General features: G+C 69.2%; 17 protein-coding genes and 1 tRNA gene. 8 read left to right on the forward strand and 10 right to left on the reverse strand.

Going from position 1 to position 15,379, the window contains the following annotated elements:
* Positions 1–51 precede the first annotated feature (51 nt).
* On the forward strand, positions 52–1,380 hold the full coding sequence (locus IQ292_RS10600) for an MFS transporter (RefSeq protein WP_203310279.1): 1,329 nt from the start codon (positions 52–54) through the stop codon (positions 1,378–1,380).
* Between the two features lie 37 nt (positions 1,381–1,417).
* Here the strand turns inward: IQ292_RS10600 and IQ292_RS10605 are convergent, their stop codons facing one another.
* Positions 1,418–2,158 carry an EF-hand domain-containing protein gene (locus tag IQ292_RS10605; protein ID WP_203310280.1) on the reverse strand — a complete coding sequence of 247 codons (741 nt, stop codon included), beginning with the start codon at positions 2,156–2,158 and terminating at the stop codon, positions 1,418–1,420.
* A 206-nt stretch (positions 2,159–2,364) separates the two neighbouring features.
* Here IQ292_RS10605 and IQ292_RS10610 point away from each other — a divergent pair, with 206 nt between their 5' ends.
* The gene (locus IQ292_RS10610; protein WP_203310281.1) at positions 2,365–3,087 is read left to right on the forward strand and encodes a response regulator; all 723 of its coding nucleotides are present in this window, start codon (positions 2,365–2,367) and stop codon (positions 3,085–3,087) included.
* On the forward strand, positions 3,084–4,436 hold the full coding sequence (locus IQ292_RS10615; RefSeq protein WP_203310282.1) for an ATP-binding protein: 1,353 nt from the start codon (positions 3,084–3,086) through the stop codon (positions 4,434–4,436). The genes IQ292_RS10610 and IQ292_RS10615 overlap by 4 nt, the downstream gene beginning before the upstream one ends.
* A gap of 471 nt (positions 4,437–4,907) precedes the next feature.
* Here the strand turns inward: IQ292_RS10615 and IQ292_RS10620 are convergent, their stop codons facing one another.
* Entirely contained in the window at positions 4,908–5,387 is a 480-nt protein-coding gene (locus tag IQ292_RS10620; RefSeq protein WP_203310283.1) for a GreA/GreB family elongation factor, read from the reverse strand.
* 104 nt (positions 5,388–5,491) lie between these two features.
* Here IQ292_RS10620 and IQ292_RS10625 point away from each other — a divergent pair, with 104 nt between their 5' ends.
* Positions 5,492–5,662: a hypothetical protein gene (locus IQ292_RS10625; protein ID WP_203310284.1), complete on the forward strand. Its 171-nt coding sequence runs from the start codon at positions 5,492–5,494 to the stop codon at positions 5,660–5,662.
* Positions 5,663–5,716: 54 nt separating this feature from the next.
* Here IQ292_RS10625 and IQ292_RS10630 read toward each other — a convergent pair whose 3' ends face one another.
* Positions 5,717–7,006 (reverse strand): MFS transporter, encoded by a 1,290-nt coding sequence (locus IQ292_RS10630; RefSeq protein ID WP_203310285.1) that lies wholly within the window; start codon positions 7,004–7,006, stop codon positions 5,717–5,719.
* 224 nt (positions 7,007–7,230) lie between these two features.
* On the opposite strand from IQ292_RS10630, the gene pgsA reads away from it, so the two are divergent.
* From pgsA to IQ292_RS10645, 3 genes are read left to right on the forward strand one after another with little or no spacing between them, the layout of a single operon-like run.
* Complete coding sequence (gene pgsA, locus IQ292_RS10635) at positions 7,231–7,797, forward strand: CDP-diacylglycerol--glycerol-3-phosphate 3-phosphatidyltransferase (RefSeq protein WP_203310286.1); 567 nt, start codon at positions 7,231–7,233, stop codon at positions 7,795–7,797.
* A 5-nt stretch (positions 7,798–7,802) separates the two neighbouring features.
* Positions 7,803–8,060, forward strand: coding sequence for a molybdopterin converting factor subunit 1 (moaD, locus tag IQ292_RS10640; RefSeq protein ID WP_203310287.1), 258 nt, complete (start codon positions 7,803–7,805; stop codon positions 8,058–8,060).
* Complete coding sequence (locus IQ292_RS10645) at positions 8,057–8,518, forward strand: molybdenum cofactor biosynthesis protein MoaE (protein ID WP_203310288.1); 462 nt, start codon at positions 8,057–8,059, stop codon at positions 8,516–8,518. The genes moaD and IQ292_RS10645 overlap by 4 nt, the downstream gene beginning before the upstream one ends.
* Before the next feature lie 176 nt (positions 8,519–8,694).
* Here the strand turns inward: IQ292_RS10645 and IQ292_RS10650 are convergent, their stop codons facing one another.
* The 7 genes from IQ292_RS10650 to rpsA all read right to left on the reverse strand — a co-directional run bounded on the left by IQ292_RS10650 (position 8,695) and on the right by rpsA (position 14,861).
* Entirely contained in the window at positions 8,695–9,345 is a 651-nt protein-coding gene (locus IQ292_RS10650) for a fasciclin domain-containing protein (RefSeq protein ID WP_238940992.1), read from the reverse strand.
* On the reverse strand, positions 9,345–10,247 hold the full coding sequence (locus IQ292_RS10655; protein ID WP_203310289.1) for a hydrogen peroxide-inducible genes activator: 903 nt from the start codon (positions 10,245–10,247) through the stop codon (positions 9,345–9,347). The genes IQ292_RS10650 and IQ292_RS10655 overlap by 1 nt, the downstream gene beginning before the upstream one ends.
* A gap of 103 nt (positions 10,248–10,350) precedes the next feature.
* Positions 10,351–10,776, reverse strand: coding sequence for a DUF4112 domain-containing protein (locus IQ292_RS10660; RefSeq protein WP_203310290.1), 426 nt, complete (start codon positions 10,774–10,776; stop codon positions 10,351–10,353).
* Positions 10,777–10,781: 5 nt separating this feature from the next.
* Positions 10,782–12,143 (reverse strand): ABC transporter substrate-binding protein, encoded by a 1,362-nt coding sequence (locus tag IQ292_RS10665; protein ID WP_287979873.1) that lies wholly within the window; start codon positions 12,141–12,143, stop codon positions 10,782–10,784.
* A 56-nt stretch (positions 12,144–12,199) separates the two neighbouring features.
* Positions 12,200–12,283: transfer RNA gene (locus IQ292_RS10670), tRNA-Leu, on the reverse strand.
* Between the two features lie 456 nt (positions 12,284–12,739).
* The gene (locus tag IQ292_RS10675; protein WP_203310291.1) at positions 12,740–13,018 is read right to left on the reverse strand and encodes an integration host factor subunit beta; all 279 of its coding nucleotides are present in this window, start codon (positions 13,016–13,018) and stop codon (positions 12,740–12,742) included.
* A 133-nt stretch (positions 13,019–13,151) separates the two neighbouring features.
* Complete coding sequence (gene rpsA, locus IQ292_RS10680; RefSeq protein WP_203310292.1) at positions 13,152–14,861, reverse strand: 30S ribosomal protein S1; 1,710 nt, start codon at positions 14,859–14,861, stop codon at positions 13,152–13,154.
* Positions 14,862–15,106: 245 nt separating this feature from the next.
* On the opposite strand from rpsA, the gene IQ292_RS10685 reads away from it, so the two are divergent.
* Complete coding sequence (locus tag IQ292_RS10685; RefSeq protein WP_338057623.1) at positions 15,107–15,379, forward strand: type II toxin-antitoxin system ParD family antitoxin; 273 nt, start codon at positions 15,107–15,109, stop codon at positions 15,377–15,379.

The following is a 15,379-nucleotide window of genomic DNA, read 5'->3' on the forward strand; positions in this document are numbered from 1 at the left end:
GTTGAGACGATGAGGTCGGGCGACCTCCATGTGAAGACAGGATGACGATTCATGGCCGTGGCTTCCGCCCATTCCGCCCCGCTCGAGCGCGACGCGCGTGCGGTCAACACTCAGGGCGACCATCAGGTCCGTCCCGGTGAGATTGCGATAGGCGTCATCATCGGCCGTACGTCGGAATTCTTCGACTTTTTCGTGTACGCGATCGCTTCGGTGCTCGTCTTTCCGCAGGTCGTCTTCCCCTATCTCGACCGGCTGAGCGGCACGCTCTGGTCCTTTGCCCTGTTCCCGCTCGCCTGGATCGTCCGGCCGATCGGGACGCAGGTGTTCATGTGGGTGGACCGCCAGCACGGGCGCGGCACGAAACTGACGATCGCGCTGCTGCTGCTCGGCACGTCGACCGTGTCGCTGGCCTTCCTTCCCGGCTATGCGGAGGCGGGCAACGCGTCGGCGGTGCTCCTCGCGCTGTTCCGCATCGGCCAGGGCCTCGCCCTGGGCGGCGCCTGGGATGGCCTCGCCTCCCTGCTCGCGCTCAACGCGCCGGAGAAGAAGCGCGGCTGGTATGCGATGGTGCCGCAGCTGGGCGCGCCGCTGGGCCTGATCGTGGCGAGCGGCCTGTTCGCCTTCTTCCTTGCCAACATGGAGCCGGTCGACTTCCTGTCGTGGGGCTGGCGGTATCCGTTCTTCGTCGCCTTCGCGCTCAACGTCGTCGCGCTGTTCGCGCGCCTGCGTATCGTCGTCACGCCCGAATATACCGAGTTGTTCCACAGCCGCGAGCTGACGCCATCGCCGGTGCTGCCCACCATCAAGGCGCAGTGGCGCAACATCATCATCGGTGCCTTCGCGCCGCTGGCCAGCTTCGCGCTGTTCCACATGGTGACGGTGTTCCCGCTGTCGTGGATCTTCCTCTACACCAACGTCAACATCGCCTGGTTCCTGGGGATCGAGATCGTCGGCGCGGTCTTCGGCCTGGGCGCGCTGGTCGCATCTGGGCTGCTCGCCGATCGCGTCGGCCGCCGCTCGCTGCTGGGCTATACCGCCGTCGGCATCGCGGTGTTCAGCGGCTTCGCGCCGCAGCTGCTGCGCGGCGGCACCGCGGGCGAACTGGTGTTCATGATCGCCGGCTTCGTCCTGCTTGGCCTGTCGTTCGGCCAGTCGTCGGGCGCGGTGACGAGCAACTTCCCCAAGCGCGCGCGCTATACCGGTGCGGCGCTGACGTCGGATCTCGCCTGGCTGTTCGGCGCCGGATTCGCGCCGCTCGCGGCGCTGCTGCTCGCCAGCACCTTCGGGCTGATCGCGGCGGGCGGCTATCTGCTGTCGGGCGCGCTGGGCACGCTGATCGCGCTCGGCCTGAACAAGGAATTGGCGCGCCGGCTCGACTGAGCCGGCGGGTCGGGGGCGCCGCCCATCAGGGGGCCGATCAGGGCGTGGCGTCGCCCCCGCTCATGCCCCCCATCGGCATCCGGCCGCCACCCGACATGCCGCCGGACATGCCACCATAACCGCCGCGCCGCCGACCGCCCTTGCGGTCGCCGCCGTGCCGGTCGCCGCCGAAGCTGCGTACCTCCGCACGCACGCGCACGTGCGGCAATTCGTCCCACATCAACTTGCCGTCGTGGTTGGTGTCCAGCGAGTCGAATCGCTGCTGCGCGGCGCGCGTGAATTCCTGCGGGTCCACGCCTCGGTTGAAGTTGCGGTCGGTGGAGGTCACCGGCTCCGGCAGGTCGAAATAGCTGAACCGCGCCGCGCCCAGCTTGCTGGGGTCGTAGAGCGGTCCACGCGTGCCCTGCACGTCGGCGCCGCCTTCGCCATCCGATCGCCGCGCGATGATCCCGCTGCCGCCCGCATTGCCCGAACGGACCTCGGGCGCGAGCGTGTTCTCATAATAGTCGATGTCGTCGGGATCGATCTCGCCGTCGTTCTTGCGGTCGAGGATCTTGAAGAAACGCATCGCATCCGCGACGAATTCCGCCTGCGACACCGCGCCATCGTGATTGGCGTCGGCGGCATCGAACCAGGTGCGTTCCGGGTCGGGCGCGGCGTCGGTACCGCGGAAGGGCTGGCCCATCGGGCTGATGAAGATGCGGCGCGACCCTTCCGCCTGAGCGCCCGATCCGGTGGCGAGCGCAACGACGAGGGCGATGCTGGCGAGACGACGCATGGAAATTCTCCCCCAGGAAAAAGCGGAGCATAGCGTCAATCAGGCGAATGTTACCCGCAAATGTCTGGGCAGGGGGCGTGCGCCCGTGACCCCGCGCGCGCGTCGGAAATCCTTCGCGTCGCGCCGCCGCCGCGCCGGCGGCTTGCGGCGCGAATCCACCCATGCTGATATCTTGCCGCAACAAAGCACTGGCATCGGACCGCCTCATGACCCTGCTACCGACCGGCGCGGACCAGCCCGCATCGATTCTGGTGGTCGACGACGACCGCGACATCCGGACCCTCCTGACGCAGAGCCTCGGCGCGCGCGGCTATCGCGTGCAGGCGGCGGCGAACACGCGCGAGATGGACGCGGTACTGGAACGCGAGCGGATCGACGCGATCCTGCTCGACGTGATGATGCCGGGAGAGGACGGCATCGCCGCGTGCCGCCGCATCGCGCGCGACGACGGGCCGGCGGTGATCTTCCTCAGCGCGCTCGGCGAGGAACGCGATCGGATCGTCGGGCTCGAGATGGGCGCGACGCATTATCTGCCCAAACCCTGCAGCGCCCGCGAGGTGCTGGCGACCGTGCGCGCCGCGCTGCGCATGCGCCGCCAGGTGACCGCCGGCGATCGGCTTTGCCTGGGCTTCGACGGCTGGGTGATGGACCTTGTCGCGCACGAGTTGTTCGACCCGCAGAATGTGCTGGTCGGCCTCACCGACGGCGAATTCGCGCTGCTGCGCGCCTTCGTCGAGCGGCCGCGCCGCGTCCTGTCGCGCGAGACGCTGCTCGAGGCGGCGCGCGGGCCGAATTCCGACGCGTTCGACCGTGCGATCGACGTACAGATCAGCCGCCTGCGCCGGAAGCTGCGCTGTGGCGGGGACGAAATGATCCGCACGATCCGGAACGAAGGCTATCTGTTCGTACCCGCCGTAGCGCGGGTATGAGCGCCACGGCGGACGAGCCGATACCCGCCATGGCCTGGTGGCGGCGGATCGGCCTGTCGCTGTTCTGGCGAATCTTCCTCGTCATGCTGGCGAGCGTCGCGAGCGTGCAGCTCGTCAACGTCGCGCTGCTCGTCTTCGTCACGCCGCCGACGCCGCACATCTTTTCGGTCGCGCAGGTCGCGAGCGCGCTGCGCCACGGTCGCGATGCGAGCGGCGAAATCGTGCTCGATCGCGAGGACGACGCACCGGCGGGCCGGGGGCCGCGCACCCTGCACCTCGAACAGGCGCTCGCGGCGCAATTGGGCGTGCCGATCCAGCGCGTCCGGGTCCATTTCGGCGGGCCGCCGGGCGGCTTCCATCCCGTCATGCCGGACTTCGCCGCGCGGCGTCACCCGCGCCCCGACGCGCGCGCGCAGATCCTGTTCGGCGGTTTCACCGTCGCGGTGCGCGAGCCTGACGGCGACTGGATCATCGCCCGCGCCGGCCGCACCGGCCTGGAAGGATGGCGATGGCGCGCGCTGCTGTGGCTTCTCGCCGCGCTGGTCGCGGTCGCGCCCTTCGCCTGGATGCTCGCGCGCCGTTCGATCGCGCCCGTCAAGCTGTTCGCCGCCGCCGCGGAGCGCCTGGGTCGCGATCCGCGTGCCGCGCCCGTGCCGCTGGACGGGCCGAGCGAGATCGCGGAAGCCGCGGTCGCCTTCAACCGCATGCAGACGCGGCTCAACCGCTATGTCGAGGACCGCACGACCGTCATCGCCGCGATCGCGCACGACCTCCGCACGCCGTTGATGCGCCTGTCGCTGCGGCTGGAGCAGGCGCCCGAGTCGATCCGCGCCGCGAGCGAGGCCGACATCCACGACATGCAGGCGATGATCGCGGCCGGGCTCGCCTTCTTCCGGGATGCGACCCAATCGGTGGAGCGGCGGGCGCTCGATCTTCGCTCGCTGACCGAAAGCATCGTCGACGATCTTGCCGATCGCGGCGCGGCGGTGTCGCTCGCCGACGGCGATCCGCTGGTGCTGACCGGAGACGCGACGGGGATCAAGGCGATGATCGGCAATCTCGTCGGCAATGCCCTCAAATATGCGGGCGACGCGGTGGTGACCCTGTCACAGGAAGACGGTCATGCCTGTATCGAGGTGCGCGATCATGGTCCCGGAATCGATCCGGACGATCTCGATCGCGTGTTCGAGCCGTTCTTCCGGGGCGAGCGTTCGCGCAATCGCGATACGGGCGGGATCGGCCTGGGGCTGGCGAGCGTGCGCGGCATCGCGCGCGCGCATGGCGGGGATGCGACGATCGGCAACCATCCGGACGGCGGCGCGATCGCGACGGTCTGGCTGCCGCTCTGACTCCGCCGCCGCTGCGCGGCTGGCTGCCCCAATCAGTGATGAGCGACGGCGCGATCGACCGGCTGCGCCCGTTCGGCCTGGTCGACGCCGCCCCCGCCAAGCTGGTCGGCGATGATCCAGCGGCGGCTGAGCGCCAGGCGCATCAGGTTCATCCCGCAGCTGCGACACCGCGCGCGGGTGATTCCACCCGCCTCCCATTGCAGACGGCCGGGCCGATGGCGGCTGTGACAGCAGGACGGCGTCGTTCGGGACATCACGGCAAAGCACCTCCTTGGCAGGTGGCACCCGATGCGCCCGCGGTCTTGCACGCGAATGTCCCGATCGCCGCGGCGCGGAAATATGCGGGACACATGGTCGCGCTAACGGGACAGCCGTCGGTGTTGTTCTCTCCCAATCGACACCATCGACGCTTTCAGATGCTCCCCGGCGTCTGGAACCGGGCTGCGGCGGTCTCCCGCCGTCGCAGCCCGGCTATTGCGCCGGCGGGTCGATCGGCGCGATCGACAGAACGCGGATCGCTCCCTCCTTGCCGTTGAACGCGATCTCGTCGCCGGCTTCCGCGCCCGTCAGCGCGCGTGCCAGAGGCGCCGAAAAGGCGATCCGATCCGCATGGGGATCCGCTTCGTCGTCGCCGACGATCGCCAGCCGCCGCGTCCGGCCACCCATCTCGACCTCCACATAGGTGCCGAACCCCGCGCTGCCGTCGTCCGGCGCCAGGGTCGGTTCCGCCGTGGCGCGCCGCGTCCGCCAATAGCGCAGGTCGCGCCGGATCGGCTCGGCCGCCGCCGGATCGGCATCGGTGTCGGCGAGCGCGCGTTCCAGCGCCTCGATCCGCGTCGCGATCAGCGCCAGCCCTGCGCGCGTCACGCGGTTGGGGCCGGGCGGCAACGGGATTTCGAACTTCGGCTCCAGATGCTCGTCGTCGCTTTCGCGGCGGAAGGCCACGCTCATGCCCTTGCAATCCCTCTCCATTTCGCTGTCCCGACATGGGACGGCGGGGATTTAACCCTCTTTGCGACTGGCCTGAATCGTAAACGGCGCGTTAACGCTTCGCCATGACCAGACGCCTCGTCCTCACCAACGAAGCCGCCCGCCATCCTTTCCGGCGGAGCCTTCCCCCCACCGTGGTTCGCCTCGCACGGCCGCGCAACGACGATCAGGACTGGAAGCTCTTCTGCCTGAGCTTCGCGGCGTTCTTCACCTGCTTCTATACCATGATTGGCTGAGTCCCGAAACGGGACGGCCGGGACGACCGCCGTGCCGGGGCCGCCGCGCGGCGGTCAGTCGCAGGCCTGGTGCAGCTTCTGCGCCAGCCATGCCGCGACGAGACACATGGCGGCGACCAGGAACAGCATCTCCAGCGGTTGGACACCTGCGGCGCTCAGCCCGAACACGGCCGCCGAACCCAGCGTCATCGCCCCCGAATTGACGACGTTGTTCGCCGCGACCGTGCGGGCGGTCTGGTCCTTCTCCACCGTCGTCGTCAGGAAGGCGTAGAGCGGCACGACGAACATGCCGCCCGTCGTCGCGATCGCCAGCAGGCACAGCATGATCGGTATCGCGCGCGGCTGGGCGACGAAGTCCGGCCAATGGTACAGCGCGCCGGCGGGGGCCGGGGTCCAGCCGCGGCACAGGAAGGAGAAAAGGACCACGCACGCGCCCATCGCGATCACCGAAGCGGGCGAATAGCGTGCGCTGATCCGACCGCGCAGCAAAGTGTTGATGACCACCGAGCCGAGCGCGACACCGACCGAGAAGACCGCGATCGCGCCGCTGGCGACACGTTCGTCGGCGGTCAGGACGTTCTTCACCAGCGGCGGGAAGATGACGATCAGCACGGCGCCGATCGTCCAGAAGAAGCTGATCGCGCAGATGGACAGGAACAGGCGCGGGATATGGAGCGTCGCGCGGATCAGCCGCCAGGACGAGGTGAAGGGATTGTAGTTGATGGCGAGCTTCGCCCCCTCGCGCGGGGCCGGCGGCACCTGTCGTGCGCTGAGCCAGCCGACCGCCGCAATCACCAGGACGAGCGCCGCCGCGCCTTCGATCGGGATCCAGCCGGCGACGACGGTGCCGAGGAGGATCGCCAGATAGGTCCCGGCCTCGACGAGGCCGGTGCCGCCGAGCACGTCGTGCGGCGGCAGGTGCTGGGGCAGGATCGCATATTTGATCGGGCCGAAGAAGGTCGAGTGCACGCCGAGGAACAGCACCGCGCCGAGCATCAGGCCGATACCGACCGTCGGCAGTCCGGCACGCGCCACCATCAGCCCCGCCGCGCCGAGCAGCATGATCAGGATCTCCGCCGTCTTGACGATGCGGATGATGCGCGCCTTGTCATGGCTGTCGGCAAGCTGCCCGGCGAGGGCGGAGAAGAGGAAGAAGGGGAGGATCGCGATTCCGGTCGCGAGCGCGTTGAAATTGGCCTCCATCCGCGCATCGTCGAAGATCGCGTAGGTCGCGAACAACACCATCGACGTCTTGAACAGATTGTCGTTGAACGCACCGAGAAATTGCGTGGTGAACAGGGGCAGGAAGCGGCGTTGCTTCAGCAACCCCAAGGCATTCAGCATGATGGACGCAGGCCCTTCGATCGTGACGGACGTGTCATCGGCATAGCCGAGGCGCGGGGGATCGCCAACGCCTTAGCTTTGCCGACGCGGCGCCCGTGGCGCGACGCGGCGGAAGCGACGGCGATCGTCCCGCGGCGGCATCATCTAGCCATCCTGCGGCAGGCATGATGCCGGTTCGTGCGATGCCGGGTTCCGCCCGGTCCTCCGGCTCGATAGGAAGGGGCATGCTGACGCTCCCCAACCTGTTGACCCTGTCGCGGATCGTCGCGGTTCCGCTGCTCGTCGCCTTTCTGTGGTGGCCGCGGTGGGAGGCGGGGTTCGGCATCGCCTTCGCGCTCTACTGCCTGATGGGGATCACCGACTATTTCGACGGCTATCTCGCCCGCGCGCAGGGGGCGGTGTCGAAACTGGGCATCTTCCTCGATCCGATCGCGGACAAGATCATGGTCGCCGCGGTGATCCTGATGCTGGTCGGGACGCGGCACGACGATGCCGCGCTGATCACGGGCGTCCATCTGATCGCCGCGCTCGTCATCCTGCTGCGCGAGATCGCGGTCTCCGGCCTGCGCGAGTTCCTGGCCGGCCTGCAGGTTTCGCTGCCGGTGTCCAAGCTGGCCAAGTGGAAGACGACGCTGCAGCTCGTCGCGTTCGGCGCGCTGATCCTCGCCGGCGCGCTGCCCGGCGCGCCGTGGATCAAGATCGCCGGGCTCGGCAGCCTGTGGGGCGCGGCGGCGCTCACCCTTGTGACGGGCTGGGATTACCTGCGCGTCGGCCTGAAGCACATGGATTGATTACGATGGCCATCGACCTGCTCTATTTCGCCTGGGTACGCGAGGCGATGGGACGCGCGGGCGAGCGGGTGACGCCGCCCGCCACGGTCGGCACCGTCGCCGACCTGATCGACTGGCTCGTCGCGCGCGATCCCGCCGGCGCGGCGGCGCTCAGTGATCGTGGTCGGCTGCGCGCCGCGGTCGACCAGGCGTTCGTCGCGCTCGACGCGCCGATCGCCGGCGCCCGCGAGATCGCGCTGTTCCCCCCGGTGACGGGCGGATGATCCGCATCCTCGTCCAGCAGAATCCGATCGACCTCGCCGCGGAGATGGCGCGGATCGAGGCAGCGGAGGGGGCAGGTGCGATCGCCACCTTCACCGGGCTGGTGCGCCGCGATGCGGACGGAGCGGACGGGACGGGCGGAGTCGGCACGCTCGAGCTCGAACATTATCCCGGCGCCACCGAAGCCGCCCTGACCCGGCTCGCCGAGCAGGCGCAGCAAAGATGGTCGCTCGGCACGGCGACGATCGTCCACCGCGTCGGCCCGATGACGCCGGGCGAGCGGATCGTCTTCGTCGCGGCTGCGGCACCGCACCGCGCCGCCGCGCTCGAGGCCTGCGCCTATCTGATCGACCGGCTGAAGACCGACGCACCGTTCTGGAAGCGCGAGACGCGCGACGGCGTCGCCCGCTGGGTCGAGGCGCGCGACACGGACGATGCCGCGGCCGCACGCTGGGGCTGACCCGGCGGACCGCCCTAACATCCTACGCTGCTTCACGCCGGGCATTCGCTCGGCAGCCTCGCCGCGGGCGGCCGGTCGCTGGCGCGGGGGCCCCGCCGGCCGGGCCATGACGTGCGATCCAGCGAGGCCGGAGCGGGGTGTAGGCCGGCACCGCATTCGCGCACATGGATCAGACCTTACGGCAGCGTCGGCGTCAGCACGCCGTTGATCACCTGCAACAGGCCGTTGGCCTGGCGGATGTCGGCGGCCTCGACATAGGCCTTTTCGCCGCTGCTGCTGGTCAGCGTCACGACGCCGTCGGTCAGCGTCGCCGTGATGGGCTGTCCGGCGAGGGTCGTCAGCGTCGCGCGGCCGCCGCCTGCCTCGATCCGTTGCGTCAGCGCCGCGACATCGACCTCGCCGGCGACCGCGTGATTGCGCAGCAGCAAGGCCAGCGTCGCCCGATTGTCCGGCGCGAGCAGGTCCTGCGCCACGCCCGGCGCCAGGCGCGCATAGGCGGCGTCGCTGGGCGCGAAGAGCGTATAGGGCCCGGGCCCGTCGAGCATCGTGCCCAGACCGGCGGCACGGACCTCCGCCGCCAGTGTCGACAGGCCGGGCGTGGCCGCGACGGACTGGCCGATCGTCGCGTCCGGGGCGATCCGGGCGGGATCGACCGCGGTCGGCGTCAACGTGGCGCTGGTCGGCGGCGGGGCGACGCCGGGTATGGCCGCCGGCGGCACGCATCCGGGCAGGGCCGCCAGCAACATGATGGCGGCGCTGTGGCGGGGCAGGACGCGTCGCCGCGTCGGGGCGACCCGCTCAGGCCGGGCGATATCGATCCTGCGCATCAGTGGACCTGCGCCAGCGTTTCGGCGAGCAGCTGGAAGTCGCGCTCCCGTGGCGACGCGCGCCGCCAGACCAAAGCGATCCGCCGCACCGCATTTTCCGCCGCAAGCGGGCGCGCGACGATCCCCGTATGCTCCAGGATGCCGGCGTCGATCGCCATCTGCGGCAACATCGTCATGCCCAGACCGTTGTCGACCATCTGCACGATCGTGTGCAGCGAGGTTCCCAGCATGGTCGCCTCCGCCCGTAGTTCGGGCCGGTTGCATGCCGCCAGCGCGTGATCCTTCAGGCAATGGCCGTCCTCGAGCAGCAACAGGCGAGTCTCGTCGATCGCCGATGCGGGAATGGAGGCAGGGTCGCTCGGCATGTCGCCGGGCTGATAGGCGACGTAAAGCCGGTCGTCGAACAGCGTCTGCGACGCGACTTCGCCGCACGCGAAGGGCAGGGCGAGCAGCACGCAGTCGGTGCGGCCATTGTGCAGGCCCTCGCACGCCGCACCGCTCGGCTCCTCGCGCAGGAACAGTTTCAGGTCGGGGTAATCGGCACGCAGGCGCGGCAGGATGCGCGGCAGCATGAACGGGGCGATCGTCGGGATGACGCTCATCCGCATCTCGCCCGACAGCGGCCGGCCGGCGGCACGCGCGATATCGCCCAGTTCCTCCGCTTCGCGCAGCACGCGACGCGCCTTGTCGGCGATCCGATCGCCCAGCGGGGTGAAGCGGACGACCCGGCGCGTCCGCTCGACGAGCACCACGCCGATCAGCGTCTCGAGTTCGCGCAAGCCGGCCGACAGCGTCGACTGGGTGACGAAACACGCCTCTGCCGCGCGGCCGAAATGGCCGTGGTCCTTCAGCGCCACGAGATATTGCAGCTGCTTGAGGGTCGGCAGATAGGTGGCGGCCATGGGTCGCTCCGTTGATCGCTTTTGTCGATGAGGCGGTGCGGATAGACGCGATCGGACGGCGGCGCCAGCCGCGCGGCACGGCCTGTCGCGCGAAGCGTCCGCCTCAGCCCTGCAGCGTCACCGTGCCGGGGTGATGGCGATCGAGATGACGCCGGATGATCCGCAGGTTGCGCGTGTTGGAACGGAAGAAGAAGTCGGGGACCGCGCCGACCCAGGGGATCATCCCCAGCGCCCAGTCGATCCCGACATTGCCGAACATGCGCGCCATCTGCATCTTCGACATGCCGAGGTTGCGCGCCTCCCAGACGAGATACGAGCCGATGGCCGCGGCGATCGTCGTGCCGACGACCGGTATCAGGTCCAGCAGCACGTCGAGGCCGACCCGCCGGTTCGTGCCGGGGATGACGAACAGGCCCTCCATCACGCGCTCCATCGCCGCGATCCGCGTGCGGACGGAGGCGGGGTCACGGCCAACGGGAAGCGCGGCGAGCACGCTCTGCGCGTCGATCGGGCGAGTGCGGTCTGTCATGAGGGTTATTTGGTGTCGTCGCGCAACCGGTTCAACGGGTGCCATGCGCGCGGGTTCGCCTGCCACTGGCGCAGGCGCAGGGCGACGAGCGACCAGCGCAACGGGCGGGCGAGCGGGATGAACGCGGCATCGCCGGTCAGGGCCACGTCCGCGGCGGCGATCAGGCGCGACCGTTCGGCCAGCGTCGGCGCATCGCGCGCGGCCTCGATCGCGGTTGCGGCTTCGGTGCTGCACGGCCGGCATGCCTGCGCCAGATACCAGCGTGCGCTGTCATAGGGCGCCACCAGGTCGACCAGGCGCAGATCGGCGGCGGCATCGGCGGCGACCCGGCGCGGCGCGATTCCCGCCGTCACCAGGGTCGCAGCGATTTGCCCATAGACAAGCGTCGCGCCGGGCCCGGACGGCAGCGCGATCGTCAGCGTGACCGGGGCACCGGCCGCGGCGACCTTGGCGCGCAAGGCGTCCCGGCGCTGCTCCGGCGTCAGCAACGACCAGCCAGGCACCGCGGGGGGCGCGGCCGAATCGAGCTGTTCGGGCAAGACCCTGTCGGCCCCCTCCCAGCCGGCCATGACCGCGCCGGTCAGCGCCGTCCGGTCGATCGCGCCCGCCAGCGCCGCGCGATTTGCCGCATCGGCGAGAAAGCCGACGCGGCGTTCGATCGCGAGGCCGAACAGTCCGGCGGCGGGATCGATGCGCACGTTCGCCGGCGCGACGCCGGCCGAGGCGACAAGCGGCCAGTCGCGGAAGGTGCCGCCGCTGACCAGATCCGATTCGTGCGCGGCGAAACGCACGATCGCCCGCGCCGCCCGTTCGCCGATCAGGCGGACCTCGTCCTCCGGCGCCGTGCGGCGCTGATCGTCAGGATCGGCGCGGCCGGGATCGATGGCCGGGCGCAGCAGCGGGCTGGCCGTGGCATGGACGATCCGCAACGGGCCGGCGCCGCCGCTGCGTGGCCGCCACAGCGCAAGCTCCGGCTGCGCGAACAGTTTCAGCAGATCCGGGCGCGGTCGACGCAGGCGGACCTCGATCACCTGCGGCGTCATGACCACGATTTCGTCGACCGCGGTGAGGAACGGTGCCAGCGGATTGCGCGATCCGGCGCGCAACTGACGACGGAGCAACGCCACGACCTGGTCGGCGGAAACGGGGCTGCCATCGGTCCATTGGGCGGTGCGCAGGCGGAAGATGTAGCTCATGCCGTCGTCGATGACGATCCATCGCTCGGCCAGCCCCGGCTCGATCTGCCCGGCCGCGTCAAACCGGACGAGGCCCTCGGCGGTCGCGTCCATCAGCAGGCGGGCAGGCGTATCCAGTGCCTTGCGTGACGGATCGGCGGCGCGGGGCGGCATCCCGATCGCGCTGGCCACGACGGGCCCCGAATCCGGCCGCTGGTTGCAGCCGGCGAGCGCCACGGCGACGGCGATGGTGCGGACGGCGGGACTCGAACCCGCACTCCGAAGGAAACCGATTTTAAGTCGGCAGCGTCTACCGATTCCGCCACGTCCGCGCACGAACGATCCGAAGCGCAGCTTGGCGCGGGCGTCAACCCGCGCGAGGCGTCCGGAGGTCGGATATATGCGCCCGACGCCGGGTGACGGCAGGCGCACGCGGAGGGGTCCGGCGGCGAAGCCCGCGGCTGCGATCGCCGGCCCGATCGACAGGGCCCGAGGGATCGGATGCGACCGGAACCGACCGGCGCGGCTATCCGGCGGAACGACGCGCGGGCGAAACACGCAGGCGGTGACGGCAGCGGCGGCGATGCCGCCGAAGCCCGGGCTTGCACGGCGTGGACAGCGTGACGACGGTCGGATGAGGAAAAGCGCGTTCATCGCGCCATGCAGCGAGTTGCCGCGTCCCGGCGCGCTTGTCTATCGTGACGGACGCCGGCCATTTGTCGGGCGTGCCGCGACATTTTGGTCCTCGGCCGCCGCCGGGACCACCGGCGCGAGGGACAGGCCGGACGTCACACGTTGAGGCGCGCGCGCATTTCCTTGCCGGGCTTGAAATAGGGGACGCGCTTGGCATCCACGTCGACCATCTCGCCCGTGCGGGGATTGCGGCCCTGGCGGGCGTCGCGCGAGCGGGTCGAAAAGGCGCCGAAACCGCGTAGTTCGACGCGGCCGTTAGCCGCGAGCCGCCGGGTGATCTCATCGAAGAAGGTGGTGACGATCGTTTCCATGTCCTTCGCATTCAGCTCGGGATTCTGATCGGTCAGCGTCTGGATAAGCTCGGAACGGATCATTGGCAGGCTTCCTGCAGGACATCGTATAATGCCTTGATACGCATCAATGTGCGCGAAGCATAGGTCCAATTCGGATAACAACCGCCAAAATGAGCAGAGCCGGGACACTTTCGCGTCCCGGCCCCACCTGTGCTTACTTCTTGTCCGCCTCGTTGCGCGCCTTGAGCGCCTCGCCGAGGATGTTGCCGAGCGTCGCGCCCGAATCGGACGAGCCGTACTGGGCGACCGCCTGCTTCTCTTCGGCGATCTGCATCGCCTTGACCGAGAAGGTCGGCTTCTTCGAACGATCGAAGCCGGTCACCATCGCATCGAACTTCTGGCCGACCTGGAAACGCTCCGGACGCTGCTCGTCGCGATCGCGGCCGAGGTCGGTGCGCTTGATGAAGCCGGTCGCGCCATCGTCGCCCGCCTGCACTTCGAGGCCCGCGTCGCGGACTTCGAGGACGGTGACAGTGACGACCTGGTTCTTGCCCAGCCGATCGCCCGCGCCCGCCGCGACGGGGCCGCCGCGCTCGAGCTGCTTCATGCCGAGGCTGATGCGCTCCTTCTCCGGATCGATGTCGAGCACGACCGCCTGGACGGTCTCGCCCTTGCGGTGCAGCGCCAGCGCGTCCTCACCCGACACGCCCCAGGCGATGTCGGACATGTGGACCATGCCGTCGACGTCGTTGTCCAGGCCGATGAACAGACCGAATTCGGTCGCGTTCTTGACTTCGCCCTCGACGGTCGAGCCGATCGGATGCGCGGCGGCGAACGCCTCCCACGGGTTGTTCTGCGCCTGCTTCAGGCCCAGGCTGATGCGGCGCTTGTCCTCGTCGACCTCGAGCACGACGACATCGACTTCCTGCGAGGTCGAGACGATCTTGCCCGGATGGACGTTCTTCTTGGTCCAGGACATTTCCGACACGTGGACCAGGCCCTCGATGCCGGCTTCCAGCTCGACGAACGCACCATATTCGGTGATGTTCGTGACGCGGCCCGACAGCTTGGCGCCGACGGGATACTTGGCGCTGGCGCCGTCCCACGGATCCGACTCGAGCTGCTTCATGCCGAGGCTGATGCGCTGCGTGTCCTTGTTGATGCGGATGATCTGGACGCGCACCGTGTCGCCGATGTTGATCATCTCGGACGGGTGGTTGACGCGCTTGTAGCTCAGGTCGGTGACGTGCAGCAGGCCGTCGATGCCGCCCAGGTCGACGAACGCACCGTAATCGGTGATGTTCTTGACGACGCCCTCGATGATCTGGCCCTCGTGCAGCGACTGGATCAGGCCCGAACGCTGCTCGGCGCGGGTCTCTTCCAGCACGGCGCGGCGGCTGACGACGATGTTGCCGCGCTTGCGGTCCATCTTCAGGATCTGGAACGGCTGCGGGATGTCCATCAGCGGGGTGACGTCGCGCACCGGACGGATGTCGACCTGGCTGCCCGGCAGGAAGGCCACGGCGCCCGACAGGTCGACGGTGAAGCCGCCCTTGACGCGGCCGAAGATCACGCCCTCGACGCGGTTGCCCTGCGAGAATTCGAGCTCGAGCTTGTCCCACGCGGCCTCGCGGCGGGCGCGGTCGCGGCTGAGCATCGCTTCGCCGTGCATATTCTCGACGCGGTCGACATAGACCTCGACCTCGTCACCGACCTTGAGGTCGGCCTTCTGGCCCGGCGCGGCGAACTCGCGCAGCGGCACGCGGCCTTCGGACTTCAGACCGACGTCGATGACGGCCATGTCGTTTTCGATCGCGGTGACGGTGCCGTGCACCACGCGGCCCTCGAAGCTGTCGGCGCCGCCGAACATGTCATCGAGCATCGCCGCGAAATCGTCGCGGCTCGGAAGGGCTTGAGTAGCCATAGGGTTAGAGTGTCCTCGATCTTATTCGTTTCCGGCCAAGCGGTTGGCTCCGCTGGTCTTGGCTGAAAACGCCGCGGCGACCCCATGTCGGTCGCGGCATCCGGCCGTACGCATGGGCCGCGGGAGGTGAGGGATCGCCAATATGCGAAAAGGCGCGGGGGACATGCCACACGCGCCGACACCTTCCGCAAACCATAGGTCCGGCGGACGATGCAGCGGTAACGCCAAAGGGCGGAGAAAGCAAGTTGACAATCCTTGCCATGGATCGCACGATCTGCGGCATGGCTACTATGAACATATCGCTGCCCGACGCCATGAAGGAATGGGTCGAGGCCCAGGCGCAGACCGGCCGCTACGCCAATTCCAGCGACGTGGTGCGCGACCTCATCCGCCGCGAACAGGTGCGGGCGGAGAAGATTGCCGCGATGCAGAAGATGGTCGACGAGGCGCGGGCGAGCGGGATCGATCCTCGCCCGATCGACCAGATCATGGCGGACATCCGCAGCAGGGTCCGGTAG

This window comes from Sphingomonas beigongshangi (assembly GCF_016820445.1).
In the GTDB taxonomy this organism is placed as follows: domain Bacteria; phylum Pseudomonadota; class Alphaproteobacteria; order Sphingomonadales; family Sphingomonadaceae; genus Sphingomonas; species Sphingomonas beigongshangi.

What these genes read in the sequence shown, in the direction of transcription:
- IQ292_RS10615 (WP_203310282.1), top strand. Translation starts at nt 3,084, where the DNA reads ATGAGCGCCACGGCGGACGAGCCGATACCCGCCATGGCCTGGTGGCGG.
- moaD (WP_203310287.1), top strand. Translation starts at nt 7,803, where the DNA reads ATGGCCATCGACCTGCTCTATTTCGCCTGGGTACGCGAGGCGATGGGA.
- IQ292_RS10610 (WP_203310281.1), top strand. Translation starts at nt 2,365, where the DNA reads ATGACCCTGCTACCGACCGGCGCGGACCAGCCCGCATCGATTCTGGTG.
- IQ292_RS10655 (WP_203310289.1), bottom strand. Translation starts at nt 10,247, where the DNA reads ATGGCCGCCACCTATCTGCCGACCCTCAAGCAGCTGCAATATCTCGTG.
- IQ292_RS10600 (WP_203310279.1), top strand. Translation starts at nt 52, where the DNA reads ATGGCCGTGGCTTCCGCCCATTCCGCCCCGCTCGAGCGCGACGCGCGT.
- IQ292_RS10650 (WP_238940992.1), bottom strand. Translation starts at nt 9,345, where the DNA reads ATGCGCAGGATCGATATCGCCCGGCCTGAGCGGGTCGCCCCGACGCGG.
- IQ292_RS10645 (WP_203310288.1), top strand. Translation starts at nt 8,057, where the DNA reads ATGATCCGCATCCTCGTCCAGCAGAATCCGATCGACCTCGCCGCGGAG.
- IQ292_RS10630 (WP_203310285.1), bottom strand. Translation starts at nt 7,006, where the DNA reads ATGCTGAATGCCTTGGGGTTGCTGAAGCAACGCCGCTTCCTGCCCCTG.
- rpsA (WP_203310292.1), bottom strand. Translation starts at nt 14,861, where the DNA reads ATGGCTACTCAAGCCCTTCCGAGCCGCGACGATTTCGCGGCGATGCTC.
- IQ292_RS10675 (WP_203310291.1), bottom strand. Translation starts at nt 13,018, where the DNA reads ATGATCCGTTCCGAGCTTATCCAGACGCTGACCGATCAGAATCCCGAG.
- pgsA (WP_203310286.1), top strand. Translation starts at nt 7,231, where the DNA reads ATGCTGACGCTCCCCAACCTGTTGACCCTGTCGCGGATCGTCGCGGTT.
- IQ292_RS10620 (WP_203310283.1), bottom strand. Translation starts at nt 5,387, where the DNA reads ATGAGCGTGGCCTTCCGCCGCGAAAGCGACGACGAGCATCTGGAGCCG.
- IQ292_RS10605 (WP_203310280.1), bottom strand. Translation starts at nt 2,158, where the DNA reads ATGCGTCGTCTCGCCAGCATCGCCCTCGTCGTTGCGCTCGCCACCGGA.
- IQ292_RS10625 (WP_203310284.1), top strand. Translation starts at nt 5,492, where the DNA reads ATGACCAGACGCCTCGTCCTCACCAACGAAGCCGCCCGCCATCCTTTC.
- IQ292_RS10660 (WP_203310290.1), bottom strand. Translation starts at nt 10,776, where the DNA reads ATGACAGACCGCACTCGCCCGATCGACGCGCAGAGCGTGCTCGCCGCG.